The sequence below is a fragment of the Lonsdalea populi genome (genome assembly GCF_015999465.1).
Taxonomy (GTDB): domain Bacteria; phylum Pseudomonadota; class Gammaproteobacteria; order Enterobacterales; family Enterobacteriaceae; genus Lonsdalea; species Lonsdalea populi.
In genome coordinates this window covers 2,021,227-2,048,216 of sequence record NZ_CP065534.1, presented here as the reverse complement: position 1 = coordinate 2,048,216, position 26,990 = coordinate 2,021,227, and the positions used below count along the sequence as shown (strand labels likewise).

At 57.8% G+C, this 26,990-nt stretch carries 21 protein-coding genes, 1 tRNA gene and 2 other RNA genes; 13 read left to right on the top strand and 11 right to left on the bottom strand.

Annotated elements, in window-relative coordinates; genetic code table 11:
* Nucleotides 1-16: 16 nt before the first annotated feature.
* Together pelN and I6N93_RS08970 are read left to right on the top strand one after the other, a co-directional pair.
* On the top strand, nt 17-1,330 hold the full coding sequence (gene pelN / locus I6N93_RS08975; protein WP_085686503.1) for a pectate lyase PelN: 1,314 nt from the start codon (nt 17-19) through the stop codon (nt 1,328-1,330).
* 158 nt (nt 1,331-1,488) lie between these two features.
* Nucleotides 1,489-2,382, top strand: coding sequence for a YcbJ family phosphotransferase (locus tag I6N93_RS08970; RefSeq protein WP_085686552.1), 894 nt, complete (start codon nt 1,489-1,491; stop codon nt 2,380-2,382).
* Here the strand turns inward: I6N93_RS08970 and elyC are convergent.
* Complete coding sequence (elyC, locus tag I6N93_RS08965; RefSeq protein WP_085686502.1) at nt 2,379-3,155, bottom strand: envelope biogenesis factor ElyC; 777 nt, start codon at nt 3,153-3,155, stop codon at nt 2,379-2,381. The genes I6N93_RS08970 and elyC overlap by 4 nt on opposite strands.
* 153 nt (nt 3,156-3,308) lie before the next feature.
* On the opposite strand from elyC, the gene cmoM reads away from it, so the two are divergent.
* The 6 genes from cmoM to btsR all read left to right on the top strand — a co-directional run bounded on the left by cmoM (nt 3,309) and on the right by btsR (nt 13,395).
* The gene (gene cmoM, locus I6N93_RS08960; RefSeq protein ID WP_094107530.1) at nt 3,309-4,094 is read left to right on the top strand and encodes a tRNA uridine 5-oxyacetic acid(34) methyltransferase CmoM; all 786 of its coding nucleotides are present in this window, start codon (nt 3,309-3,311) and stop codon (nt 4,092-4,094) included.
* Complete coding sequence (gene mukF, locus I6N93_RS08955) at nt 4,091-5,413, top strand: chromosome partition protein MukF (protein WP_085686501.1); 1,323 nt, start codon at nt 4,091-4,093, stop codon at nt 5,411-5,413. Before cmoM ends, mukF begins: the two co-directional genes overlap by 4 nt.
* Entirely contained in the window at nt 5,394-6,113 is a 720-nt protein-coding gene (mukE, locus tag I6N93_RS08950; protein WP_085686500.1) for a chromosome partition protein MukE, read from the top strand. The genes mukF and mukE overlap by 20 nt, the downstream gene beginning before the upstream one ends.
* A complete protein-coding gene (gene mukB / locus I6N93_RS08945) occupies nt 6,110-10,552 on the top strand; it encodes a chromosome partition protein MukB (protein ID WP_085686456.1) in 4,443 nt (1,480 codons plus the stop codon). The genes mukE and mukB overlap by 4 nt, the downstream gene beginning before the upstream one ends.
* Nucleotides 10,553-10,993: 441 nt before the next feature.
* Complete coding sequence (locus I6N93_RS08940) at nt 10,994-12,682, top strand: sensor histidine kinase (protein ID WP_085686455.1); 1,689 nt, start codon at nt 10,994-10,996, stop codon at nt 12,680-12,682.
* The gene (gene btsR / locus I6N93_RS08935) at nt 12,676-13,395 is read left to right on the top strand and encodes a two-component system response regulator BtsR (protein ID WP_085686454.1); all 720 of its coding nucleotides are present in this window, start codon (nt 12,676-12,678) and stop codon (nt 13,393-13,395) included. The genes I6N93_RS08940 and btsR overlap by 7 nt, the downstream gene beginning before the upstream one ends.
* Nucleotides 13,396-13,432: 37 nt before the next feature.
* Here btsR and yjiA read toward each other — a convergent pair whose 3' ends face one another.
* The 4 genes from yjiA to I6N93_RS08915 form a co-directional block, all read right to left on the bottom strand.
* Complete coding sequence (yjiA, locus tag I6N93_RS08930; protein WP_085686453.1) at nt 13,433-14,395, bottom strand: GTPase; 963 nt, start codon at nt 14,393-14,395, stop codon at nt 13,433-13,435.
* A 17-nt stretch (nt 14,396-14,412) separates the two neighbouring features.
* Nucleotides 14,413-14,616 carry a YbdD/YjiX family protein gene (locus tag I6N93_RS08925; protein WP_026743502.1) on the bottom strand — a complete coding sequence of 68 codons (204 nt, stop codon included), beginning with the start codon at nt 14,614-14,616 and terminating at the stop codon, nt 14,413-14,415.
* Between the two features lie 52 nt (nt 14,617-14,668).
* Entirely contained in the window at nt 14,669-16,819 is a 2,151-nt protein-coding gene (locus tag I6N93_RS08920) for a carbon starvation CstA family protein (protein WP_085686452.1), read from the bottom strand.
* A 332-nt stretch (nt 16,820-17,151) separates the two neighbouring features.
* Nucleotides 17,152-18,075: a LysR family transcriptional regulator gene (locus I6N93_RS08915; protein ID WP_085686451.1), complete on the bottom strand. Its 924-nt coding sequence runs from the start codon at nt 18,073-18,075 to the stop codon at nt 17,152-17,154.
* A gap of 112 nt (nt 18,076-18,187) precedes the next feature.
* Between I6N93_RS08915 and I6N93_RS08910 the strand changes: the two genes are divergently transcribed.
* Nucleotides 18,188-19,135 carry a carbon-nitrogen hydrolase family protein gene (locus I6N93_RS08910; protein WP_085686450.1) on the top strand — a complete coding sequence of 316 codons (948 nt, stop codon included), beginning with the start codon at nt 18,188-18,190 and terminating at the stop codon, nt 19,133-19,135.
* A gap of 183 nt (nt 19,136-19,318) precedes the next feature.
* Here the strand turns inward: I6N93_RS08910 and I6N93_RS08905 are convergent.
* The 3 genes from I6N93_RS08905 to I6N93_RS08895 all read right to left on the bottom strand — a co-directional run bounded on the left by I6N93_RS08905 (nt 19,319) and on the right by I6N93_RS08895 (nt 19,762).
* Nucleotides 19,319-19,449, bottom strand: a non-coding RNA gene (locus I6N93_RS08905) — RtT sRNA.
* 46 nt (nt 19,450-19,495) lie between these two features.
* Nucleotides 19,496-19,626: non-coding RNA, RtT sRNA (locus tag I6N93_RS08900), on the bottom strand.
* Between the two features lie 46 nt (nt 19,627-19,672).
* Nucleotides 19,673-19,762, bottom strand: a tRNA-Ser gene (locus I6N93_RS08895).
* 261 nt (nt 19,763-20,023) lie between these two features.
* On the opposite strand from I6N93_RS08895, the gene I6N93_RS08890 reads away from it, so the two are divergent.
* Nucleotides 20,024-20,761 (top strand): phosphatase, encoded by a 738-nt coding sequence (locus tag I6N93_RS08890; protein ID WP_085686449.1) that lies wholly within the window; start codon nt 20,024-20,026, stop codon nt 20,759-20,761.
* Nucleotides 20,762-20,792: 31 nt separating this feature from the next.
* On the top strand, nt 20,793-21,362 hold the full coding sequence (locus I6N93_RS08885; protein ID WP_085686448.1) for a TorD/DmsD family molecular chaperone: 570 nt from the start codon (nt 20,793-20,795) through the stop codon (nt 21,360-21,362).
* 68 nt (nt 21,363-21,430) lie between these two features.
* Here the strand turns inward: I6N93_RS08885 and I6N93_RS08880 are convergent, their stop codons facing one another.
* The 3 genes from I6N93_RS08880 to mdtH all read right to left on the bottom strand — a co-directional run bounded on the left by I6N93_RS08880 (nt 21,431) and on the right by mdtH (nt 24,161).
* On the bottom strand, nt 21,431-21,994 hold the full coding sequence (locus I6N93_RS08880; RefSeq protein WP_085686447.1) for a lipoprotein: 564 nt from the start codon (nt 21,992-21,994) through the stop codon (nt 21,431-21,433).
* Nucleotides 21,995-22,138: 144 nt separating this feature from the next.
* Nucleotides 22,139-22,786 carry a glutaredoxin 2 gene (gene grxB / locus I6N93_RS08875; RefSeq protein ID WP_085686446.1) on the bottom strand — a complete coding sequence of 216 codons (648 nt, stop codon included), beginning with the start codon at nt 22,784-22,786 and terminating at the stop codon, nt 22,139-22,141.
* Nucleotides 22,787-22,955: 169 nt separating this feature from the next.
* Nucleotides 22,956-24,161: a multidrug efflux MFS transporter MdtH gene (gene mdtH, locus I6N93_RS08870; RefSeq protein WP_085686445.1), complete on the bottom strand. Its 1,206-nt coding sequence runs from the start codon at nt 24,159-24,161 to the stop codon at nt 22,956-22,958.
* Between the two features lie 286 nt (nt 24,162-24,447).
* Here mdtH and rimJ point away from each other — a divergent pair, with 286 nt between their 5' ends.
* A complete protein-coding gene (rimJ, locus tag I6N93_RS08865) occupies nt 24,448-25,032 on the top strand; it encodes a ribosomal protein S5-alanine N-acetyltransferase (RefSeq protein ID WP_085686444.1) in 585 nt (194 codons plus the stop codon).
* 187 nt (nt 25,033-25,219) lie between these two features.
* Complete coding sequence (murJ, locus tag I6N93_RS08860) at nt 25,220-26,755, top strand: murein biosynthesis integral membrane protein MurJ (protein WP_085686443.1); 1,536 nt, start codon at nt 25,220-25,222, stop codon at nt 26,753-26,755.
* Nucleotides 26,756-26,990: the final 235 nt, after the last annotated feature.

Here is a 26,990-nt window from a genome sequence, read left to right as displayed (position 1 = left end):
ATGGAAGGAGTAATACATGGAAATGAGTAACACTATTCGCTCAGCGCTGGCGCTGAGCCTGCTGGCAGGCGCGGTTGCGCCGACGACGGCCGCCACCTTTTACTTGTCGCCGACCGGCAACGATAACGGCAGCGGCACCCTCACCGCGCCCTGGAAAACGTTTGGGCGGGCGCAGCAAACCCTCATGCCCGGCGACCGGCTGTGGATACGCGGCGGTAAATACAGTTTTACCGAGGGGGTTAACCAGTGCGCCAGTCGTACCGATGTCGTCAACGCGGTGACGCTGAATAAAAGCGGGACGGCGGGCAAACCGATTCAGTACTGGGCCTACTCCGGCGAAACGCCGGTGTTCGACTTCAGTAAAATGAAAGACGACTGCCGCATCAAAGGCTTCAACGTGGCGGCAAACTGGATCTCACTGAAGGGGCTGGAGATTGTCGGTGTCCCGCAGCATAACAATCTCAATCATGAATCCTGGGGTGTGTGGATCAAGGGCAGCAACAACACGTTCGAGCAGTTAAACATCCATCACATCATGGGAACTGGACTGTTCTTGCAGAACGGCGCCAACAATAAGGTGATTAACTGCGACTCCCACCATAACTACGACCCGCTGACGTCAAACGGCGCAGGGCAGAGCGGTGACGGCTTCGGCGTACATGTCGCCGCCAACCAACCGGGTAACCTGCTGCGCGGCTGTCGGGCATGGTCGAATTCGGATGACGGTTTCGACTTTATTAACGCCTATTCGCCTGTTTTGGTTGAAAATTCCTGGGCGTGGCTGCACGGCTACCTGCCCGGCACGACCACGTCGCTGGCCGCGGGCAACGGCAACGGTTTCAAAATTGGCGGATACGGCGCACGCTACGTCGCTGACGCACCCAAACATACCGTGCGTCAGAGCGTCGCGTTCATGAATAAAAGCGCAGGTTTTTATGCCAACCATCACCCGGTCGCCAATAACTTCTTTAACAATACCGGCTACAAAAACAAACCTAACTTCAACCTGCTGGGTATTAACGCCAGCGGTGGAGACGTCGGCTTGGGCGTGGCGCGAAACAATATCTCGTATGGCGGTGTCGCGCTCACGCATACCCAAGGCGCGGATATGCGCTACAACTCGTGGAATCAGTCAAAAGTGCTGTCCGATGCGGAGTTTGAGAGCGTCGCCGTAACCGGCTGGGATGCAAAACGGAAAGCGGACGGCAGTCTGCCCGACCTGAAAAGTCTGCATTTGTCCGCCGGTAGTTGGCTCATCGACAAGGGCGGTAATCTCAATCTGCCTTACAAAGGCGCCGCGCCGGACCTCGGTGCGTTCGAACGTCAATAACCCCTGCCTCACCTTGCGCAGAACCTTTTGCTATTCTTTAGGTTCTGCGCCCATCATGGGCTGATTCGGCTTTGTTTGATCTATATTGAGGAAAAACGCCCCCCCTCAGCGGCATGATACGATCAACAAGCCTCCCCTTCAGTCAAGGTCTCATGTTTATGGAATTGCTCAAAGCCGAGTTGAGTGCGGTATTAGGGGAACCTCTTAGCCGCGTCGAACGTATTAGCGAACAACCTTATGCACATCTGTACGCCATGTATGACAAGGAAGGTCACGCGATCCCGCTGCTGGTCAAAAGCTATGTGTGTCAGGGCGTCGCTCAGCAGGAGGCTTATAAACTGTCTATGTTGGCGCGTGAGGGCGATGTGCGGGTGCCTACCGTCTACGGGATGGTCATGAGTCAGCATCCGTCGCATAAAGAGCTGTTGCTGCTGGAACGGCTGCGCGGCGTACCGGTCGAAACACCGACGCGGACGCCACAGCGCTGGGCGTCGCTCATGGACCAGATCGTGGATGGCGTACTGGCCTGGCATCGTATTGACAGCCACGGTTGCGTCGGGTCGGTCGACAGCATTCAGGAAAACAGCTGGCCCAAGTGGTATGCCCAGCGGCTGGAGGTTCTATGGTCCACGCTGATGCTGGTGCAGACGCCGCTGCTGACGCGGGAAGATCGCGCGTTGTTGTTCCGATCCCGCCAGGCACTGCCTGCGCTGTTCCAAAACTTCAACGATCCTTGCGTGCTGGTGCACGGTAACCTGTCGCTGCGCAGCATGCTGAAGGATAGCCGCAGCGATCAACTGCTGGCGATGATCAATCCGGGCATGATGCTGTGGGCACCGCGTGAATATGACCTGTTCCGGCTGTGTGAAGAGGGGATGGCGGAACAGCTGCTGTACCATTATTTGCGCCGTAATTCGGTGTCAGAAACCTTCGTTTCCCGGCGCTGGCTTTACGTCGTGTGGGCCGCCGTGTCGCGCTATATTCACACCGGCCAGTTGGATCGTGAGCTGTTCGACCGGGCTTCGCGAGAACTGCTGCCCTGGCTGGATTAATCCGCCGTCGCCTGCGTTCCCCTGATCTTCTGCCACAGGCCACCCAGCGTTTCATACCACGCCCGCTCGCTGTGTGAGAGATTGAGCGCTGACGGGAACAGCTTTTCCCACGGATTCAGCGGAGACGTGATCGCCATCTGATTAGCTGGGGCGGGGATCGGATGTAATCCTTGTCCCTCGAAGAAGCGCATGGCGCGCGGCAGATGGTTGGCGGACGTCACCAACAGAAAAGGCTGCTGTCCCACCAATAGCGCCGTACCGGCCGCTTCCTCCGAAGTATCACGCGCCGTTCCTACCTGTAGGATATCTTCCGCCGGTACGCCCAGACTCTCCGCGACTCGCGCGGCCGTGCTGGCGCTGGTCACCGGATTGCCTTTCGCCGCGGCCCCGGTGAAGATCAATTTGGCGGCGGGATTGGCATGGTAGAGCCGAATCCCCTCGGTCACGCGCGGCAGACTGTTACCGACCAGATTTGAACTGGGCGCCCATTCGGGATTGTAGGTGTAGCCGCCGCCGAGGACGACGATATAGCCGACTCGCTGCTGGCCGGGCTGCCATGTGGGATAGCTGGACTCCAGCGGAAGTAAAAGCCGATCCGCCACCGGCTGCAGGCTGAGCAAGGTCAGCGTTAGCCAGCTCACCGTCAGGATGATGCGTCCAGTCTTCTGGCGTTGGGTGAACCACAGCAGCAGCAGCGCGATCCCCATTAATAACAGCAAAAGCGGCAGCGGCTGCAGCAGGCTGCCAACATACTTTTTGAGGTCAAACAGCATAAAATCGCATCCAGGTTGAGTGAAAAAACGCCATCCAGGCGGAGAACGTGGTCTCAGGCGATTCATTCTATGTCAGCCTATGCCAAAATGTCAGATTAGGAGCGAGGCGGCGCACTGTGGATGCGCCGTCATCAATTGCGTGGAACCCGTGGAATGCAGGATCGTAACTTTAACGATATCGCTGAAAAATTTGCCCGGAATATCTACGGCACCACCAAAGGGAAATTGCGTCAGGCCGTGCTGTGGCAGGATCTGGAAACCTTGCTGGCCCGTCTTCCGCAACGTCCGCTGGTCATTGTGGATGCCGGCGGCGGCGAAGGTCATATGGCCTGCCGTCTGGCCGCTTTAGGACACCAGGTCTTGTTGTGCGATGTGTCCGATGAGATGATTCGGCGGGCGCAGGCTGCCGCGGAAACGCAAGGCCTCACGGATCGTCTGCGCGTCGTTCACTGCGCAGCACAGGATATCGCCTCATATATGGATCGGCCCGCCGATCTGGTATTGTTTCACGCGGTGTTGGAGTGGGTGGCTGAACCCCAGCCGGTATTAAGCACGCTGACGGACTGTCTGGCGCCGGGTGGAGCGTTATCGCTGATGTTTTATAATCATCATGCCCTTTTGATGCGCAACATGGTGCTGGGCAACTTCGGCTATGTCGACGTCGGCATGCCGAAACGCAAGCGGCGTTCGCTGTCCCCCGACCATCCGCTGGATCCCGATGAGGTCTACGGTTGGCTCTCCGCATTAAGTCTGACAATCAGCGGCAAAACCGGGATACGGGTATTTCACGATTATTTGCGGGACAAGCAAAAACAGATTGACGAGTTTGATACTCTGCTGGCGCTCGAGCAGCGCTATTGCCGGCAGGAGCCTTTCGTCAGCCTGGGGCGCTACATCCACGTTATGGCGCATAAGCCCTTTTTGAAGGATGCATTATGAGTGATTTTTCCCAGACCGTACCCGAACTGGTCGCCTGGGCTAGAAAAAACGATTTTTCGATTTCGCTGCCGACGGAAAGGCTGGCGTTTTTGCTGTCGATTGCCACGCTCAACGGCGAGCGCATGGACGGCGAGATGAGTGAAGGGGAACTGGTGGACGCGTTCCGCCACGTCAGCCAGGGATTTGAACAAACTCACGAAACCATTGCCCAACGCGCCAATAACGCAATCAACGATCTGGTGCGGCAGCGCCTGTTGAACCGGTTCACCAGCGAGCTGGCGGACGGCAATGCCATCTACCGACTGACGCCGCTCGGCATCGGGATCACGGACTACTATATTCGTCAGCGCGAATTCTCCGCGCTGCGTCTCTCCATGCAGCTTTCTATCGTCGCTCAGGAATTAGGCCGCGCCGCAGAAGCAGCGGAAGAGGGCGGCGACGAATTTCACTGGCACCGCAACGTCTTTGCGCCGCTGAAATACTCGGTGGCGGAAATCTTCGACAGCATCGATCTGACCCAGCGTATCATGGACGAACAGCAGCAGGGGGTGAAAGAGAATATCGCCGGGCTGTTGACGCAGGACTGGCGCGCGGCCATCAGCAACTGCGAACAGTTGCTGACCGAAACTTCCGACACGCTGCGCGAGCTGCAGGATACGCTGGAGGCCGCAGGTGACAAGCTGCAGGCCAATCTGCTGCGCATTCAGGACGCGACCCTCGGCAACGATACGCTGGGCTTTGTGGATAACCTGGTGTTCGACCTGCAGGGTAAGCTGGACCGCATCATTAGTTGGGGACAGCAGACCATCGACCTGTGGATCGGCTACGACCGCCACGTGCACAAATTTATTCGTACCGCCATCGATATGGATAAAAACCGCGTCTTCTCACAGCGGTTGCGGCAGTCGGTGCAGACCTATTTCGACCAGCCGTGGGCGCTGACCTTTGCCAACGCCGACCGGTTGTTGGATATGCGTGACGAAGAGCTGGCGCTGCGCAGCGATGAGGTCACCGGGGAACTGCCGCCGGAGCTGGAATATGAAGAGTTCAGCGAGATGCGTGAGCAGGTTGCCGCGCTGGTGGAGCAAGCGTTGGAAAAATATAAAGAGCAGCGCATTCCGCTGTCTCTGAGCGAGGTGATGCGCGACTATCTGGCGCAATATCCTCGCTCCCGGCAATTTGACGTTGCCAGAATTGTGGTCGACCAGGCCGTGCGTCTGGGCGTGGCCGAAGCCGATTTTACCGGATTGCCCGCGCAATGGCAGGCAATCAATGATTACGGAGCCAAGGTACAGGCCCATGTCATCGACAAATATTGAACCGATTATCACGGCCAAACTGATGGCCGCGCTGTCCAACCCGCAGTTTCCTGCGATGGACAGCCAACTGCGCGCTGGACGCCACATTGGCGTTGAAGAGCTGGAAAACCACGCCCTGCTGATGGAGTTTCAGGAGGAGCTGGAGCTCTTCTACAGCCGCTATAACGTAGAACTGATTCGCGCGCCGGAGGGCTTTTTCTACCTGCGTCCGCGTTCAACGACGCTGATCCCGCGTTCCGTCCTGTCGGAGCTGGACATGATGGTGGGGAAAATCCTCTGCTATCTCTACCTCAGCCCCGAACGTCTCGCGCACGAGGGCATCTTCAGCCAGCAGGATTTGTATGACGAGCTGATGAGCCTGGCGGATGAAAACAAATTATTGAAGCTGGTCAATCAGCGTTCCACCGGGTCGGATCTGGACCGTCAGAAACTGCAGGAAAAAGTCCGCACCTCGCTGAACCGTCTGCGTCGGCTGGGCATGATTTACTTCATGGGCAGCGACAACAGCAAATTCCGCATTACCGAAGCGGTGTTCCGCTTCGGCGCCGACGTGCGCAGCGGCGACGACCCGCGTGAAGCGCAGCTGCGCATGATCCGCGATGGCGAAGCCATGCCGGTGGAAAGCAGCCTGTCGCTCGAAGACAGCGACGACGGAGAGTCAAGCGGCGATAACCCGAGTGTTGAGGATGAACAGGAATGATTGAACGCGGTAAATTTCGCTCACTGACGCTGGTTAACTGGAACGGTTTCTTCGCCCGTACCTTCGACCTGGATGAACTGGTCACCACGCTGTCGGGCGGTAACGGCGCCGGGAAGTCCACCACGATGGCGGCCTTCGTCACCGCGCTGATCCCCGACCTGACCCTGCTGCACTTCCGCAACACCACCGAGGCCGGGGCGACTTCCGGCTCTCGCGATAAAGGGCTGCACGGCAAGCTGCGCGCCGGGGTGTGCTATTCCATTCTCGACGTGGTGAACTCCCGTCATCAGCGCGTGCTGGTGGGCGTGCGCCTGCAGCAGGTCGCCGGTCGCGATCGCAAAGTGGATATCAAACCCTTCACCATTCAGGGGCTGCCGACCTCCGTCGCCCCGACCGAGATTCTGACCCAGACCGTGGGCGAACGTCAGGCGCGCGTGCTGCCGTTGCCGGAGCTGAAAGAGCGTCTCGAAGAAATCGACGGGGTGCAGTTTAAGCAGTTCAGCTCCATCACCGATTACCACTCTCTGATGTTCGATTTAGGGATCGTGCCGCGGCGGCTACGCTCTGCGTCCGATCGCAGCAAGTTCTATCACCTGATCGAAGCGTCGTTGTACGGCGGTATATCCAGCGCCATCACCCGCTCGCTGCGCGACTACCTGTTGCCGGAAAACAGCGGCGTGCGCAAGGCGTTTCAGGATATGGAAGCCGCACTGCGCGAAAACCGCATGACGCTGGAAGCTATTCGCGTCACCCAGTCTGACCGCGATCTGTTTAAGCATCTGATTTCTGAAGCTACCTCTTACGTAGCGGCGGACTACATGCGGCATGCCAACGAGCGGCGCATTCATCTGGACGACGCGCTGACGCTGCGTCGCGATCTGTTCGGCAGCCGCAAGCAGCTGGCGACCGAGCAGTACCGCCATGTGGAAATGTCGCGCGAGCTGCATGAGCAGAGCGGCGCGGAGAGCGATCTCGAAACTGACTATCAGTCCGCCAGCGACCATTTGAGTCTGGTGCAGACGGCGATGCGTCAGCAGGAAAAAATCGAGCGCTACAGCGGCGATCTGGAAGAGCTGAGTGACAAGCTTGAAGAACAGAACGAAATCGTGGCGGAATCGCGCGATCAGCAAGAAGAAAATCAGGAGCGCGCCGACGCGGCGGAGCAGGAAGTCGACGAGCTGAAAAGCCAGCTGGCGGACTACCAGCAGGCGCTGGACGCGCAGCAAACGCGCGCCATCCAGTATCAGCAGGCGCGGCAGGCGCTGGAGCGCGCCCGCGCCCTCTGTCAACAGCCGGATCTGACGCCGGAAAACGCCGATGACTGGCTGGACACATTCCACGCCCGCGAGCAGGAAGCCACCGAACTGCTGCTGATGCTGGAGCAGAAATTAAGCGTGGCGGATGCGGCGCACAGCCAATACGAGCAGGCCTATCAACTGGTGACCCGGGTAGCAGGCGCAGTCAGCCGCAGCGAAGCCTGGCAGGCCGCCAAAGACGCCCTGCGCGACAGCGCCTCCCAGCTTTATCAGGCCCAACGCGTGCAGCCGCTGCGGATGCGGTTGTCCGAACTGGAACAGCGTCTGCGCGAGCAGCAGGACGCCGAACGTCTGCTGCAGGATTTTGCCAAGCGCAACGGTCAGGAGTATCAGCCGGAAGAGCTTGAGGGCGTGCAGCAGGAATTAGACGCGCAGATTGAAGAGTTGGCCGGACTGGTGGCGGAAGCCGGCGAACGTCGTATGGCGTTGCGTCAGGAGCTGGATCATATCCAGCAGCGCATCCAGCAGCTAACGGCCCGCGCGCCGGTGTGGCTGGCGGCGCAGGAAACGTTGTCCCAGCTCAGTGAACAGAGCGGGGAAGATTTCGAGGATAGTCGTCAGGTCACGGAATGCATGCAGCAGCTGCTGGAGCGTGAGCGCGAAACCACCGTCGAGCGCGACGAAGTGGCGGCCCGCAAGCGCGAAGTCGAGGCGCAGATCGAACGGCTCAGCCAGCCGGGCGGGTCGGAAGATCAGCGCCTGAACGCGCTGGCGGAGCGTTTTGGCGGTGTACTGTTGTCGGAGATCTACGATGATGTCACGCTGGACGACGCGCCATACTTCTCCGCGCTGTATGGCCCGTCGCGTCACGCTATCGTGGTCGCGGACCTGTCGCTGGTGCGTGAGCAGCTCTCCGGCCTAGAAGATTGTCCGGAAGATCTCTACCTGATCGAGGGCGATCCGCAGTCGTTCGATGACGGCGTGTTCGAAGTGGAAGAGCTGGAAAAAGCGGTCGTGGTGAAGATCGCCGACCGTCAGTGGCGCTACTCGCGCTTCCCGTCCGTGCCGTTGTTTGGCCGCGCCGCCCGTGAACAGCGTCTGGAAAGCCTGCGCAGCGAACGCGACGCGCTGTCCGAGCAGTACGCTTCGCTGTCGTTCGACGTCCAGAAAACCCAGCGTCTGCATCAGGCGTTCAGCCGTTTTATCGGCGCGCATCTGGCCGTGGCGTTCGACGACGATCCGGAAGAGGACATCCGCCAGCTTAACGCGCGTCGCGGCGAGCTGGAACGGGCCATTAGCAATTTCGACAATGAAAACCAGCAGCAGCGTCAGCAGTATGAGCAGGCCAAAGAGAACACGGCGCTGCTGAACCGTCTGATCCCGCGCATCAGCCTGTTGTGCGACGACACGTTGGCCGATCGGGTGGATGAAATCCGCGAGGAGCTTGACGAGGCGGAAGAGGCCGCGCGTTTCATCCAGCAGCACGGCGCCACGCTGGCGCAGTTGGAGCCGCTGGTCAGCGTCTTGCAGAACGATCCGCAACAGCATGAACAGCTGCAGGCGGACTACACGCAGGCGCAGAGCGCGCAGCGTCTCGCTAAACAGCAGGCCTTCGCGCTGACCGAGGTCGTGCAGCGCCGGGCGCATTTCAGCTATACCGATTCTGCGAGCATGCTGCATGCCGACGCCGATCTCAACGACAAGCTGCGTCAGCGGCTGGAGCAGGCGGAAACCGAGCGTACCCGCGCCCGCGAACAGCTGCGTCAGCATCAGGCTCAGCTGACGCAGTACAGCCAGCTACAGGCGTCGCTGAAAAGCGCCTATGACGCCAAGCGCGAGATGCTGAAAGAGTTGACGCAGGAACTCACCGATATCGGCGTGCGCGCGGATGCCGAGTCCGAAGCCCGCGCCCGTCAGCGTCGCGACGAGCTGAACGCGGCGTTGAGCAACAACCGAGCGCGTCGCAACCAGTTGGAGAAACAGCTGACCTTCTGCGAGGCCGAAATGGAGGCCTTGCAAAAGAAACTGCGCAAGCTGGAGCGCGGCTACCACGTGATGCGTGAACAGGTTGTCACCGCCAAGTCGGGCTGGTGCTCCGTCATGCGTCTGGTACGCGACAACGGCATGGAGCGACGGCTGCATCGCCGCGAACTGGCCTACATGAGCGCCGACGAGCTGCGTTCTATGTCGGATAAGGCGCTGGGCGCGTTGCGTCAGGCGGTAGCGGACAACGAGCACCTGCGCGACGTGTTGCGTTTATCCGAAGATCCCAAACGTCCGGAACGCAAAATCCAGTTCTACATCGCCGTTTATCAGCATCTGCGCGAGCGCATTCGTCAGGACATCATTCGTACCGATGACCCGGTGGAAGCCATCGAACAGATGGAGATCGAGCTTAACCGTCTGACGGAAGAGCTGACGTCGCGCGAGAAAACGCTGGCGATCAGCTCCCGCAGCGTGGCCAACATTATTCGCAAAACCATTCAGCGCGAGCAGAACCGTATTCGCATGCTGAACCAGGGGCTGCAGGCGGTGGCGTTCGGTCAGGTCAACAGCGTCCGCTTGAACGTGAACGTGCGTGAAACGCATACCACGCTTCTGAACGTGCTGTCGGAACAGCAGGAGATGCATCAGGATCTGTTTAGCAGCAACCGCCTGACCTTCTCGGAGGCGCTGGCGAAACTCTATCAGCGCCTGAATCCGGAAATCGATATGGGCCAGCGCGCGCCGCAGACCATCGGCGAGGAGCTGCTGGACTACCGCAACTATCTGGAGATGGAAGTGGAAGTCAACCGCGGCACCGACGGCTGGCTGCGTGCGGAGAGCGGGGCGCTGTCGACCGGGGAAGCCATCGGTACCGGGATGTCGATTCTGGTGATGGTGGTGCAGAGCTGGGAAGAAGAGTCCAAACGGCTGCGCGGCAAGGATATTTCGCCTTGTCGTCTGCTGTTCCTCGATGAAGCGGCGCGTCTGGATGCCAAGTCCATCGCCACGCTGTTCGAGCTGTGTGAACGGCTGGAAATGCAGCTGATCATCGCGGCGCCCGAGAACATCAGCCCAGAGAAAGGCACCACCTACAAGCTGGTCCGTAAGGTCTACCAGAACCACGAGCATGTGCATGTGGTTGGCCTGCGCGGCTTCGCCGGCGAAACCGAAGAGAGTGTGGCGACGCCGACGTCATAGCGCTGCGAGTGCATTAATAGCGATCTCCGCTGCGGCGGGGATCGCCTGTTATTTTCCTTTCTTTCATCGATTCTGCCTGAATATGGCTCTGGCTCCATTCAGAGTCAGACACCGCCTGACACCGTTCCTCCCTTTCCAGCTCGCCTTTATGGCCTCTTATTCCCGGCTAACGCCGACAGCGATTTAATAGGATTGAACCCGTGACAATGTCACTCGTTCTCCTCGTCTACTTATGGAAATTCAGGGGGGGCGACTTCAGGACAATATCGGGAGTTCCTGCCGTCTGGTTTTGACATATTGCCCGGTCCGTCGAGCCACTCAGGGCTAACGACCTCCGCAACCGCATTTTGACTACTCTTTGTCAGATTTATGCCACTATTCAAAGAATCTCTGTGCGAATCAGGCTAAGCTAACACCATAGAAAACTGGCGGCCTGCGGGTATGTACGCATTCAATTTAGTGTTACTGCTGTTGCAGCAAATGTGTGTGTTTTTAGTCATCGCCTGGTTGATGAGTAAAACTCGTCTGTTTATTCCTCTAATTCAAATCACGGTGCGGTTACCGCACAAACTGCTGTGTTACGTCACCTTCTCCATGTTCTGCATTATGGGAACCTATCTGGGTCTGCATATTGACGATTCGATCGCCAATACGCGCGCTATCGGCGCCGTCATGGGCGGATTATTGGGCGGGCCTGTGGTCGGCGGACTGGTCGGCCTGACCGGCGGGCTGCATCGTTATGCCATGGGCGGGATGACCGCATTCAGTTGCATGGTTTCCACCATCACTGAGGGATTGCTGGGCGGGCTGGTGCACAGCGTGCTGATCCGGCGCGGACGCAGCGATAGTTTGTTCAGCCCACTGACGGCGGGCGCGGTGACGCTGGTCGCTGAACTGACGCAAATGGCGATCATCTTGCTGCTTGCCCGCCCGTTTCAGGAGGCATTGCAGCTGGTTCAAAGCATCGCTGCGCCCATGATGGTGACCAACACCGTCGGGGCCGCAATGTTTATGCGCATCCTGCTGGATAAGCGCGCGATGTTCGAAAAGTACACCTCGGCGTTTTCCGCGACCGCGCTTCGGGTGGCGGCGTCAACCGAGGGGATATTGCGTCAGGGCTTCAACGAAGAGAACAGCACCAAAGTGGCGCAGGTGCTGTTTCAGGAACTGGATATCGGCGCGGTGGCGATCACGGATCGTGAGAAACTGCTGGCGTTTACCGGCATCGGCGATGACCACCATTTGCCGGGCAAGCCGATTTCATCTGACTACACCTGGCGCGCGCTGGAAACCGGCGAGGTCGTGTATGCGGACGGTAACGAGATGCCATACCGCTGCTCGCTGCATCCGCAGTGCAAACTGGGCTCCACGCTGGTCATTCCTCTGCGCGGCGAGAACCAGTGTGTGATTGGGACGATTAAACTCTATGAAGCCAAGCATCGCCTGTTCAGCTCCATCAATCGGACGTTAGGCGAAGGGATCGCGCAGTTGCTATCGGCGCAAATTCTCGCCGGCAAATATGAAGATCAGAAGGTGTTGTTGGCGCAATCGGAGATCAAATTACTGCATGCGCAGGTGAATCCGCATTTTCTGTTTAACGCGCTCAATACCCTGATGGCCGTTATCCGCCACGATAGCGACAAAGCCGGTCAGCTGGTGCAGTATCTGTCGACCTTCTTTCGCAAAAATCTCAAGCGCTCGACGGAGATCGTCACGCTGGCTGATGAGCTGGATCACGTTAACGCCTACCTGCAAATTGAAAAGGCGCGATTTCAGTCGCGGCTCAACGTTCAGTTGAAAGTACCGGATGAACTGTCGATGCAGAGGCTGCCCGCGTTCACGTTGCAACCGATAGTGGAAAATGCCATTAAGCACGGCACCTCACAGCTGCTGGGCGTCGGCGAAATCACAATACAGGCCAGCCGGGAAGGGGATCATCTGATTCTGGTGATAGAAGATAACGCCGGTCTTTATCAACCCAGCCACAGCAGTACCGGTCTGGGAATGAGTCTGGTGGATAAGCGCCTGCGAGCGCGTTTTGGCGACGGTTACGGCCTGACCGTCACCTGTGAGCCGGACTGGTTCACCCGCATCATTCTTCGGCTGCCTTGGGAGGAGCGTCTATGTTGAGAGTGTTGATTGTCGACGATGAACCGCTGGCGAGGGAAAACCTGCGTGTGTTACTGCAACAGGAGAGCGATATCAAGGTTGTCGGCGAGTGCGCCAACGCGGTGGAAGCCATTGGCGCCGTCCATGCGCTGCGTCCCGATGTGATGTTTCTCGACATTCAAATGCCGCGCATCAGCGGTCTGGAGATGGTAGGGATGCTGGAGCATCAGCACCGACCCTACACGGTATTCTTGACCGCTTTCGATGAGTACGCGGTCAAAGCATTCGAAGAGCACGCGTTTGATTACCTGCTCAAACCAATCGAGTCCACGCGGTTGCAGAAAACCCTGACGCGTTTGCGGCAGGAACGACAGGCGCAGGATATTTCTGTGTTTTCCGACCAACAGCCGCCGCTAAAATTTATTCCCTGCAACGGTCGCGGCCGTATCTATCTGCTGCAGATGGAGGACGTTGCTTACGTCAGCAGCCGCATGAGCGGCGTCTATGTCACCAGCCACGGCGGCCGGGAGGGGTTCACCGACCTGACGCTGCGAACGCTGGAACATCGCACGCCGCTGCTGCGCTGTCACCGCCAATATCTGGTCAACATGGCTCATCTTAGCGAGATCCGACTGGAGGACAATGGACAGGCGGAGCTGCTGCTGCGCGACGGTCAGACCGTGCCGGTCAGCCGCCGTTATCTTAAAAACCTCAAGGAAACGCTCGGCCTTTGAACGGCGAAAACGCTTAGCGACGACAGTTTGACGTTTGTCATTGGGGGCGCAGGCTCTCGAAGGCCTGGCGGATGTCCTGTTCCGGCAGTTGCACGCCGATGAAAATCAGCGTGCTGCGCGGCGTCTCCCCGGGTAGCCATTCGCGATCCCAGTCGGCGTTGTACAGGCGTTGCACGCCCTGAAACAGCAGGCAGCGAGGCTGATCCTGAATCCACAGCATCCCCTTGTAGCGCAGCAGGTTATCGGTAAAACCGGCCAGTAAGCTTTCCATGACTTTAGATACCGCGTCCAGCGCGACCGGGTAGTCGAGCGTCACAACGATAGAGGCGATGTCATCCGGCTTGCCGGGGGCGAAGCGGTATACCGGCTTGGCGGCGACCACGCGGTCGTCAAGCAGAAAGCCTTGGGTGTTGAATAAATTCGATAGATCAATCTGGCCCTGAGTGACCGGGTAAATCGGTGCGCGGGCATTGATCCGGCCCAGGCGTTCCGTCAGCGCGGCGTGATCGCCCGTGAGGTCGGTTTTGGTCAACAGCAGGCGGTCGGCGTAGCCAATCTGCGATTGTGCCAACGGGAAGCGATCGAGCTGTTCGTCGGCATGCACGGCGTCTACCAGCGTGACGACGCCGTCCAGCAAATAGCGCTCACACAGTATCTCATGGGAGAAAAAGGTCTGAATAATCGGGCCGGGGTCGGCCATGCCGGTGCACTCTATCATCAGCCTGTCGAATAAGATGTCGCCCTTGTCCCGACCGTCGAGCAGATCGAGCATCGCATCTTCTAGCTCGCTGGAGCGGGTGCAGCAAATACAGCCGTTGGTCAGCGTTTTGATCTGCGTCGCGCGGTCGCCGATCAATTGATCGTCGAAGGCGACATCGCCAAATTCGTTTTCAATGACGGCGATGTTCAAGCCGTGGGGGGCGTTAAGTATATGGCGCAGCAGAGTGGTTTTGCCCGCGCCGAGGAAACCGGTTAATACCGTGACGGGAATGGGGGTCATTATGATTCTCCTCTGGGTCAGCAGCAGCGCATGCCGCCTTTGCCGTCTCCACCGTAGCGCGCCTGCTGACGCTCACGGAAAAAGGCTTCGTAAGTCATTATCGGGCTGTCCGGATGGTTGGTTTGCATATGCGTGACATAGGTTTCATAGTCAGGGATCCCGATCAGCATGCGAGCGGCCTGTCCGAGATACTTCGACGCCTTGCCTAATTGATCAAACATCGTGTTTTCCTAAGGGTTCAGCCCCGCCGAGGCGGGGCTGTGCTGAGTACCATCAATGTCCGGAAGAGGTTTTTACGCCGCCTTCAGGGATGGGGACATAAGGCGTTTCCTTGTCCGTCCGCTGATCCGTTTTTCTTGCGTTCAGCCAGGTGCGAATACCGTAGAAAATAATACTGTAGACCACGACCAGGAACAGAATGCTCAGACCGGCGTTGGTATAGTTATTGATCACGATGTGATTCATATTCGCGACTTCCTGCGCGGTCAGTTCGCCGCCCGCCAGAATACGCGCTTTATACTCCCGAGCCATGAACAGGAAACCTTCCATCTGCGGGTTGGTACTGAACAATTTCATTCCCAGCGCCCAGGTGGTGCATATCAGCAGCCAGGCGGCGGGCAGCAGCGGCACCCAAAGATATTGCGTGCGCTTCATTTTCACCAGGACGACGGCGGCGAGCACCAGCGCGACCGCGGCCAGCATCTGGTTGGAAATACCGAACAGCGGCCACAGGCTTTTCACGCCGCCGAGCGGATCGACCACGCCCTGATAGAGCAGGTAGCCCCACAGACCCACGCAGCCTGCCGTACCGACGATGCCGGCGGGCAGCGAGTTGGTTTTCTTCAGGAACGGAATGAAGTTGCCCAACAGGTCCTGCAGCATGAAGCGGCCGGATCGTGTACCGGCATCCAATGCGGTCAGAATGAACAGCGCTTCAAACAGAATGCCGAAGTGATACCAGAAGCCCATATCCGCGGCGGGAATGATCTGGTGGAACACCAGCGCGATCCCCACCGCCAGCGTCGGCGCGCCGCCTGCGCGGTTCAGCACGGACGGTTCGCCGATATCTTTGGCGGTCTGCAGAATCTGTTCCGGCGAAATCACAAAGCCCCAACTACTGACGGTCGCCGCCGCCTGCGTGGTCACCTCTTTCAGCTGCGACAAGACCAGCGGCGCGTTTTCCGTCCCCAACTGGTGCAGGTTCGGCATAACGATCCCCAGACCTGAAGGCGGGGTGTTCATCGCGAAGTAGAGGCCCGGTTCAATGATGGACGCGGCCACCAGCGCCATGATGGCGACGAAGGACTCCATCAGCATGGCGCCGTAGCCGATGAAACGCGCATCCGTTTCGCAAGCCAGCAGTTTCGGCGTGGTGCCGGAGGCGATCAGGGCATGGAAGCCGGATACTGCGCCACAGGCGATGGTGATAAACAGGAAAGGGAACAATGCGCCTTTCCACAGCGGGCCGGTGCCGTCCACGTATTGGGTGATGGCAGGCATTTTCAAGTCCGGATTTAGGATCACAATGCCTACGGCCAGACCAACAATGACGCCGATCTTCAGGAACGTCGCCAGATAGTCGCGCGGTGCCAGTATCAGCCATACCGGCAGCAGTGCGGAGATAAACGCATAGCCGATCAGGGTAAAGGTGATGGTGGTGTCTTTAAAGGTGAGCGCCGGTCCCCAGAAGGGGTCTTGCGCGATAATGCCGCCGAACCAGATGGAGGCGACCAGCAGCACGATACCGATGACGGAAACCTCGCCCACACGGCCAGGACGAAGGAAGCGCATGTAGATGCCCATGAACAAAGCGATAGGCACCGTCGAGCATACGGTGAACACGCCCCACGGACTTTCCGCCAGCGCTTTCACCACGATCAACGCCAGCACTGCCAGGATGATAATCATAATCAGGAAGCAGCCGAACAGAGCGATGGTGCCCGGTACGCGGCCCATCTCTTCCTTGATCATCTCACCCAGCGACGCGCCGTTGCGGCGAGAGGAGATAAACAGCACCATGAAATCCTGCACGGCACCGGCCAGCACGACGCCCGCCAGCAGCCACAGCGTGCCGGGCAGATAGCCCATCTGCGCCGCCAGAACCGGTCCTACTAATGGTCCTGCGCCCGCGATAGCCGCGAAGTGATGTCCGAACAGCACGTAGCGGTTGGTGGGCACGTAGTTGAGACCGTCATTGTTGATGACGGCGGGCGTCGCGCGCGACGGGTCCAATTTCATGACTTTCTGGGCGATGTACAGGCTGTAATAGCGGTACGCCACCAGATAGACGGAGACGGACGCGACGACAATCCACAGCGCGCTGACGTTTTCTCCCCGGCGCAGGGCGACGACCGCGAGACAGAAAGCGCCGATGATGCCGATGACTACCCAGGGAATATGTTTGAGGAACGCATTATTTTTCATACAAAACCTGCTTGTCAGACAAACCAGTAAAACAGCGAAACGACTGCTTTAATAAGGCTGTATGGGTTTTAGGGGTTAGAGATAAAGCCAGTGTTAATACTAGCGGCTATCGTGGAGAAACAAGCGGTTCGTGGGGAGGATAATTGAGTAAGCGGCGGGATAGCACCGATGAGCGGTCATGGGGGGGCGCCAGTGGTATTCATGAGGTTATTGTCTGCTTAAATGTGTGAGGGCGATCTCATTATAAACGGTAAATTGGAGCAACAGGCTGCGGGTAAAGGCGGTGATGCCGCGACAAAATGCTAAAAGTGTTACCTACATCAATTTATTGTCTATCCGGCCCAGTCGAAAGCGGTCGTCAATTCGGTCAGTGCCTCGCGCACCCGCAGTATCGGCCGGTCGCGCAGGGCCGGTTGGCGGCACCCTAACTCAATCGCGTAGTTCGGCATCGCCAATGGACAAGGCACGCAGCGCAGCGTCGGCACCATCCCGGCGATGGCCCTTGCTGCATGCGCCGGAATGGTCGTGACCAGATCGCTGTCTTTCAGCAGCCAGGGAATGGCGGCGAAGTGCGTGGTTGATGCGCCGACGGTACGGACGAGCCCCAGTTCCGTCAGCTTTTCATCCATTAGTCCGATATAGCCGCCGTGCGAGACCAATAGATGCGGACGGCGAATAAACTCGTCGAGCGAGAGCGCAGGCGAGGGCACATCCGGCGTTGCGGTGATCAGGCAGGCGTAGCCCCCGGTCGCCAGATGACTTTTGGACAGTGAACGGTAGGTGAATCCTCCCGCCGTCAGCGCCAGATCCAGCTCGTGTCGCAGCAGCATATCGGCGGCGATCTGGCTGTGGGTCTGCCGGAACACAACGCGCAGACCGGGCGACTGCTGATTCAGCTTCTGCAACAGCGGCTGAGCCAGCGCCAGCTCGAAATCATCGGACAGACCCACGATAACCGTTCGGCCCGCATAGGACGCGGTTTCACTGTTCAGCAGCAGCGTTTCACGACATTTGTTCAAGGCGTCGCTGATCAGCGGTTGCAGCTCGCTGGCGCGCGGCGTCGGCGCCAATCCCCGTCCGTTGCGGATAAACAGCGGGTCGTTGTACAGCGTTTTCAGCCGCTTCAGCGCGGCGCTCACAGCGGACTGGGTCAACCCGAGTCTGACGCCCGCGCGACTGGCGCTGCCTTCTTCATACAACGCCTCGAAAGTTTTAAGCAAGTTGAGATCCAGCGTTCCGATATTAATTTCATTCATAATATTCAGCGACGAAGTGGGGTTTCATTCATTCTAGCTCAGTGCCACTCTAAAGCCCATGCCGCATCACCTACGGGGCGGCCACTAACCATTGATGACAGGGGAACAGAGTATGGCGAAATCCGTTGTAGCGGCATTGCAATTAGGGTCTTCTCCCGCCGGGAAGGCGGCGACGTTAGCAGAGATTTTGGCGTATGAGGACGAGATCGCGCGCAGCGGCTGTGCGCTGGTCGTCATGCCGGAGGCGCTGTTAGGGGGATATCCCAAAGGGGAAATCTTCGGTACCTATCTGGGCTATCGTCTGCCGGAAGGGCGCGAGGCCTACGAGCGTTATTACCACAACGCTATCGATTTCAACGGCGAAGAGTGCGAAGCGCTGGCGGGATTATCCGCCCGCACCGGCGCGTCGCTGGTGGTCGGCGCCATTGAGCGCGACGGTAATACGCTCTACTGCAGCGCGCTGTTCTTCACGCCCGAAGATGGACTGGTCGGCAAGCACCGTAAGCTGATGCCGACCGGTACTGAACGGCTGATCTGGGGGCAGGGGGACGGTTCGACGCTGACCGTCGTCAATACGCAGGCTGGGAAGGTCGGCGCGGCGATTTGCTGGGAAAACCACATGCCCGCGCTGCGCATGGCCATGTATGGCAAAGGCGTGGAGATTTGGTGCGCGCCGACCGTGGATGAGCGTGAAAACTGGCAGGCGTCCATGCGGCACATCGCCCATGAGGGGCGCTGTTTCGTGATCACCGCCTGCCAAATTCAGGCGTCGCCCGCCGAGTTGGGGATCAGCATAACTGGCTGGGACAATAACCGTCCGCTGATCAACGGCGGCAGCCTGATCGTCGACCCGATGGGCAATGTGCTGGCTGGTCCGCTGACCGGGGAAAAGGGCCTGTTGACGGCGGAAATCGACACCGATGAACTGGTCAAAGCCCGCTACGATCTTGACGTCACCGGCCACTACGCCCGCCCGGATGTGTTTACCCTGACGGTAGATGAAACGCCCCGATCCGCCGTGCGATATAAAAATGCGGCGGGGGATATCAAGACGAGCTGATTAAGTCACGTCGCGGGGCAGGATAGACGGCGTGGCGGTACGCCTTGCCCTTCGGGTGGCCTGGCGGCCATGCAAAACGGCGCTGCCGTTTTGTCGAACCCTGGCGAGGGTTCTCACCCTCCCTCAAGGGGATTTATGCATACAAAAAAGCCCGAACTTTCGCTCAGGCTTTCTTATGGAATATGGCGGTGAGGGAGGGATTCACGGCGGCGCTGCGCGCCTTGCCCTTCGGGTGGCCTGGCGGCCATGCAAAACGGCGCTGCCGTTTTGTCGAACCCTGGCGAGGGTTCTCACCCTCCCTCGAGGAGATTTATGCACACGAAAAAGCCTGAACTTTCGCTCAGGCTTTCTTATGGAATATGGCGGTGAGGGAGGGATTCACGGCGGCGCTGCGCGCCTTGCCCTTCGGGTGGCCTGGCGGCCATGCAAAACGGCGCTGCCGTTTTGTCGAACCCTGGCGAGGGTTCTCACCCTCCCTCAAGGGGATTTATGCATACAAAAAAGCCCGAACTTTCGCTCAGGCTTTCTTATGGAATATGGCGGTGAGGGAGGGATTCGAACCCTCGATACGTTTTCACGTATACACACTTTCCAGGCGTGCTCCTTCAGCCTCTCGGACACCTCACCGGTGGTCATCCTCTCAGATAACGGGCGCTACTGTAGGGAAATTCCCCTGCAGCGTCAACACACTTATGCCTCGTTATGGTGCGATTAGCTAAAGTTAACGCAATTTGCTGTTTTACTCGCCAGAAGTGCGCATTCAGGCGTCTGACGGGCGTTATAACGTGTTTTGCATTTGTTAAAATAACGTGACAATTGCCCCCGTGAGCTGTGTGGGGAAGGGAAGGATGGTATGCTGGTACGGTAAAATGAGCGCCAGGAGAAGCCATGTACCCCGTCGATTTACATATGCACACCGTAGCCAGCACCCACGCCTATAGCACCCTGCATGACTATATTGCCGAAGCCCGGCGTAAGCATATTCAACTGTTTGCGATCACGGATCACGGTCCTGATATGGAGGATGCCCCGCATTATTGGCACTTCATCAATATGCGCGTATGGCCGAGGGTTGTGGAGGGCATTGGTATCCTGCGGGGTATCGAGGCCAACATCAAAAATCTGAACGGCGATATCGACTGCACGGGGCCGATGCTGGAGAGTCTGGATCTGATTATCGCAGGCTTTCACGAGCCGGTGTTTCCGCCGCAGGATAAAGAGGCGCACACCAAGGCGATGATCGCGGCGATGGCGCTAGGCAGCGTGCATATCATCAGCCATCCCGGCAACCCTAAATATCCTATCGACATTCAGGCGGTGGCGGAAACGGCCGCGAAATACGATGTGGCTCTGGAGCTGAACAACTCCTCCTTTATTCACTCCCGCAAAGGAAGCGAGGCCAACTGTCGGGCCATCGCTGAAGCGGTGCGCGATGCGGGCGGATATCTGGCGCTAGGGTCGGATAGCCACGTGGCGTTCGCGTTGGGCGAATTTCCCTATTGCGAGCGTATTTTAAGGGAGATTGATTTCCCGGCGGAACGCGTGTTGAATGTCAGCCCGCGTCGGGTGCTGGATTTTCTGGAACGCCGCGGTCAGCCGGCTATCCCCGAATTGGCCTCTTTGTGACATTGTCACTCTTTACCTACAGGTTTAACGCATGAATGAATTTTCCATTGTGTGCCGTGTATTGGGCTCACTGTTTTATCGCCAGCCGCAAGATCCACTGCTGATCCCGCTCATGGCGCTGGTAAAAGAGGGCAAGCTGGGTCAGCAGTGGCCGCTTGAGCAGGATGCACTGTTGATGCGGATGCAAACCAGCCTGAAGGAGGAAGGGCTTGATGCCCTGAGCGCCGATTATCAGCGGCTGTTCGCCGGTGACGATGCGGCGGTAACGCCTTGGCGGTCGGGTTACGCGCCGTCGTCTCCGGAAACGGCGTTGCGCGAATTTTTACAGCAGCGTGGCATGCCGCTAGGCGAAGGTCCGTCAGACCACTTTGGCGGACTGCTGCTTGCAGCTTCATGGCTGGAGGATCAGGCTCAGGAAGATGAGACCGAGGCGCAGACCGCGCTATTCGACACCTACCTGCTGCCGTGGAGCGACCGTTTTCTGGGCAAAGCCGAAAGTCATGCGACCACAAGGTTTTACCGTGCGCTGGCGATAGTGACGCGTGAAGCGTTGGAAGCGATGCGTGAAGAGCTGGCGGAAACGGAAGAGGGCGAGGAGTAAGCGAGCCGACTATTCCTTCACAAGGCTAAAACTGGCCGTGGGCGGCGGCGTCCCCGGCCAGCTGTAAATTACTCAGTCAGTTGAATGATCAACTGCCCCGGCTTCACTTCAATGCCCTTCGCCAGTTTCTTGGCCATCGCTTCTTTCGTGCTGTGTTCTGCATTTAATACATAGGCGGGTTTTTGATCGAAATAGCTTTTAAGCGATTGATTAAGATAAGGCGTCAGCGTTTTGAACATCGTCTGCATTTTTTCCGGCTGCACGGTGTAATCTGTCAGCGTCATCTCTTTTAGATAAATGGCGCCCTGCGCTTTATCGAAGACCGGCTGTGCCTTCAGCGTCAGCTTCATGTCCGCAGACTGCGCGCCCAGCAGGGATCTGATGTCAACCTTGGCATTGCCGGTCAACGTGACTTTTCCGGGCTCTTCGCGGCCAATCTGCGTGGACAGATCGGTCAGGACGATATTTGCATCCACAACGCCCGGCACGCCGATCTGTTTCTGGTAGTCGTTATGTTCCTGCAAATATTGATTCACTTCCTGTTCGCTAAGGGTGTACTGGGTCAGCTGATTACAGCCGCTGAGCATAAGTCCGCCCAGCAATGCCAGTGTCGCCCATCCTGATTTCTTCATTGTTATAACCTCGTTAATTCCCTCAAAACTACCGATATCTGATGGCGAGGCAGCGTGCGCTTTTGCTTTGACAGCGCCAATCGGAAAGTCCTGAAACGGTGAAGCACATACCAACACGTTGAGCGCCGATATGTGAAAAAAATCTTATTGAGCCATGCCGCTTAGCAGCGGGATCTGGGTTTGTTTAGCCACGTTGTCGCGGTAGTCGGCCACTTTAGACGGCACTGAAACGCCGGAGACGATGGTCAGGGAGCGCAGGATTGGGAACAGGTGAAGGTCGTCCAGCGACAGTTCTCCGTTACAGGCGTTGGGCTGGACGATCAGCGGCTCGAGCTTCTTGAGATCGCTGCTGATATTTTTGATCAACCCGGTGGAGTGGCCGAACTGATCTTCAAAATCGCCTATCATCACCTCTTTTTTGGCGATGAAGTAATCACGGGCGGAAGGGGTGGCGAACTCTTCGAAAGGGGCGCGGCTGAAGCGGGGAATAAGCAGGCGTGAGATATAGCCTGACACCTTGCGGATCCAGGCTTCAATGGCGGGATTATTCGGGCCGGTCAGCAGTGGTTTGCCGTCATACGCATCGATATACTCCACGATATCCAGACTCTCTGGCATAAAGCTGCCGTCGTCTTTTTGAAGAATGGGAAGCATTTTTTTACCGACCATGGAGATGGGCGTCTTTTCGTCGTCATTGAGCAGGCATTCCAGTTCTACCGGGATATCTTTCAGTCCAAAAATCATGCGGGCTTTCACGCAGAATGGGCAGTGGTCATAAATATAAAGTTTCATACCGGTGTTCCTCTGTAGTCGATCAAGGCGATGCCGATGCCGTATTCACGAGAGCATCCCTGTGAGCACGCAGTAAAAAACGGCATCTATGACGAAAAAGTATGGGGGCCTTTTCACTTGAGATCAATTCGGGTGCAAGGCACCCGGTAAAAGAGAGATCGAGGCGTGATTAGCGATCGCCCAGCATCGCGGGCTCAATACGCCTTAGATGGAACTGCCAATACAGTGCGGCCAGCGTCATCAGTCCAATGATCCCGAGCATGCACCACGGCAGCTCCGGCTGACCGAGTGCGCGTCCGCTGTCGTACAGCCAGCCGCCGCCGCTATAGCCGAGAGCGCCTCCTAACGCCAATCCCATGCGGCTGAAGCCCATATAGCTGCCGCGGGCGCGGGCGTTGGCCAGCGAAGCGCCCAGCGTTTCGCGCGCGGGTTCGGCGATGATGGAGCCGAAATAAAACAGGCCGATCAGCACCAGCAACAGGTTCAGATGCGTCGCTATCCCCATCGGAAACAGGCTGAGCGTCATGATAAACAGCCCGGCCATCAGCCGCTGTTCCAGCCGAAAACGTTTCTCGCTCCAGCGCGCGACCGGGTAGAGCAACGTCAGAGAGAGTGAGGCTTCAATGGCATACATCCATTTAACCGCCGCAGGCGTTCCCGCGACTTCGTTGACGACGATGGGCATCATCAGCAGTACCTGCACCGCCAGCATGAAATACCCAGTCAACGTCAGTACATAGATAACAAAACGGCTGTCGCGCAGAACCCGCAGCATGCCTTCGCGCATGGGCGTCCGCGTGGTGGAGATTCGATAGGCAGGCAGCAGCCAGGCATTCATGCCCGCCGCCAGCAGGAACATAAAAGCGCCGACCCAGCAGACGACGTTGAAATTATATTGCATCAGCCAACTGCCGAGCAGCGCACCGGTGACCGACCCCGCCGTGTCCTGCATCAACAAGAGGGAGAAAAAGCGCCCGCGTTCGCTGGGGCGGGTCAATTTGATGACCAGCGCGGTGCGCGGCGGGTCAAACAGTGTGCCGCCGAGTCCTGAGAGAAAACAGGAGAGCATCAGTACCAGCGGAGTGGTGGTCAGCGCCATGCAGATAAAACCGGCTGAGCGCATCAGCATGCCGGTAATAATCATCGGCTTGACGCCGAACCGGTCGGCAATCGCGCCGCCGAAGATCCCCAATCCCTGTTGGGTGAGCTGACGCAGTCCTAATGCGATGCCGACCGTCAGCGCGGCCCAGCCCATTTGATCGACGAATCGTATGGAAATCAGGGGGAACACGACGAAGAACCCTAAAATCACCAGCATGTTGTCAAGCAGGATGAAATATTTACCCAGGCTGCGCGCCTGCGTCATTAAAGGCATGTTGCACCGTCATGGAAAGAGGGAATGGCCGCCCGTTCATTCTCTCGCCAATTGATGAATGGCGATAGGTTAGGGAGATAATATTTTCTATCGTCAGACGCTTCACGGCGTGGAGCGGCGGGAATGGCAGGAGCAAACGCACGCTGATTGCACGGTTACGTTGATGCAGTCAACGTGGTTTATAGTAAACTTAACGCTATGTTTATCCGCTGATTGCTGGCGGATAGCCGTTTTGTTGGTTCCATAAACATAATCGATCGATCACCCCGAACCTGAGGGAAGAGAAATGTTTGGCTATCGTTCCACATCTGCCACGGTACGTTTGACGACGGACCGGCTGGTGGTGCGTCTGGCTCATGAACGTGATGCCTGGCGTCTGGCGGAGTATTACGCGGAAAACCGCGATTTTTTAAAACCCTGGGAGCCGGCACGTGATGCCAGCCACTGCTACCCTTCCGGATGGCAGGCGCGCTTGAGCGTGATCGCCGATATGCATAAACAGAGCAGCGCGTTCTATTTCTTGCTGCTTGACTCGCAGGAAGCCGAGGTGCGCGGCGTCGCCAACTTCAGCAATATTCTGCGCGGATCTTTCCACGCCTGTTATCTGGGCTATTCGCTCGGGCAGAAATGGCAGGGGCAAGGGCTGATGTTTGAAGCGCTGAAAGCGAGCCTGCGTTATATGTTTGTTCAGCAGCGTATGCACCGCATCATGGCCAACTATATGCCGTACAACCATCGCAGCGGCGGTCTGCTGGCGCGCCTGGGGTTCGAAAAAGAGGGGTACGCCAGAGATTACCTGCTGATCGACGGCGAATGGCAAGACCACGTATTAACCTCGTTGACCAACGATCGCTGGGCGCTGCGTAAGTAATTGGCCCGGCGTTCATATCAGTCGCAAAAATCAGGTCGCTCAGACATTTCAGTGGCCTAACGCGCCGAGCTAAGGCACCAACCGGTAGCTTTTGCCTGCACAATGCGTAGACTGAGCGCACCCCATAGGCGTGTACGGCCGGACGGCTGTTTGTGCCATTATCTTCCCCGGTATTCAGAACACTCGCATGAATTTACTTAAATCACTGGCTGCGGTCAGTTCAATGACAATGCTTTCCCGCCTGCTGGGCTTTGTGCGTGACGCTATCGTCGCCCGCGTTTTTGGTGCGGGTATGGCAACGGACGCCTTTTTTGTCGCCTTTAAACTTCCCAACCTGTTGCGTCGCATTTTTGCTGAAGGCGCGTTTTCCCAGGCTTTCGTCCCCATTCTGGCCGAATATAAAAGCCAGCAGGGAGAAGAGGCCACCCGCACGTTTCTGGCCTATATCGCCGGGATGCTGACGCTGGTGCTGACGCTGGTCACCATCGCTGGCATGTTGGCCGCGCCCTGGGTGATTATGGTGACGGCTCCCGGCTTTGCCGACACCCCGGCGCGTTTTGAACTCACCTCATCGCTGCTGCGCATCACATTCCCTTATATTTTATTGATTTCACTAACGTCGATGGTCGGATCGGTGCTCAATACCTGGAACCGTTTTTCGGTGCCCGCGTTCGCGCCGACGCTGCTCAATGTCAGCATGATCTTTTTTGCCCTGTTCGCTACGCCGTATTTTCACCCGCCGGTGCTGGCGCTGGCCTGGGCCGTCGTGGTCGGCGGCGTATTACAGCTGGGATACCAACTGCCGCACCTCAAGAAAATCGGTATGTTGGTCTTGCCGCGCATCAAATGGCGCGACCCGAGCGTTGCCCGCGTCATGAAGCTGATGGTACCGGCTATCCTCGGTGTGTCGGTGAGTCAAATCTCATTAATTATCAATACGATTTTCGCTTCTTTCCTGAGTCAGGGCGCTGTGTCATGGATGTATTACGCCGATCGCCTGATGGAGTTTCCCTCCGGCGTGCTGGGTGTTGCGTTAGGCACTATTCTGCTGCCGTCGCTGTCGAAAAGCGCGGCCAGCGGTAATCACAAAGAGTATTCCCACCTGATGGACTGGGGGCTGAGGCTGTGCTTCCTGTTGGCGTTGCCAAGTGCGGTCGCGCTGGGACTCTTGGCGAAACCGCTGACGGTGTCATTATTCCAATACGGTAAGTTCAGCGCCTTTGATGCGGCGATGACGCAGCGGGCGCTGGTGGCGTATTCCATCGGGTTAATGGGGTTAATCTTGGTGAAAGTGCTGGTGCCCGGCTTTTACGCGAGACAGGACATCAAAACGCCGGTGAAGATCGCGTTGGTGACGCTGGTGCTGACGCAGCTGATGAATCTGGCGTTTATCGGGCCGTTGCAGCATGCCGGACTGGCGCTGTCGATCGGGCTGGCCTCCTGCATCAACGCCGCGCTGCTGTTTTGGCAACTGCGTAAGCAACATATTTTCCAACCGTCGCCGGGCTGGATGCGTTTTCTGGTGCGGCTATTACTGGCCGTCGTTGTGATGTCGCTGACGTTACTGGCGCTAAATCAGATCATGCCGCCGTGGGATCAGGGCAATATGGCGGCGCGTATCTTGCGGTTGATGGTGATGGTGGCGGCCGGCGGCGGCGCTTACTTCGTCACGCTGGCGCTGATGGGATTTCGTCCGAAAGATTTCTCGCGCCGCAGCATTTAAGCCTTATGCGTATTCACACCCACGGCGTGCCCGCTCGTCGTGGGCACGCTACATCCCCGCCAGACGATAGCGGCTTCTCTCCACAACGCCTTCTCCAACAGAAATGATGTATTGGGCACAATGCCACTCACCGGGTAAAACCTGTCGATGGTCATTGAGGCGCACGCAGAAATGCTGCTTGGATTGACGATCGGGGCAACGTGAGGAGAGAGGAGAAACACGCCGCCTGCGGAGA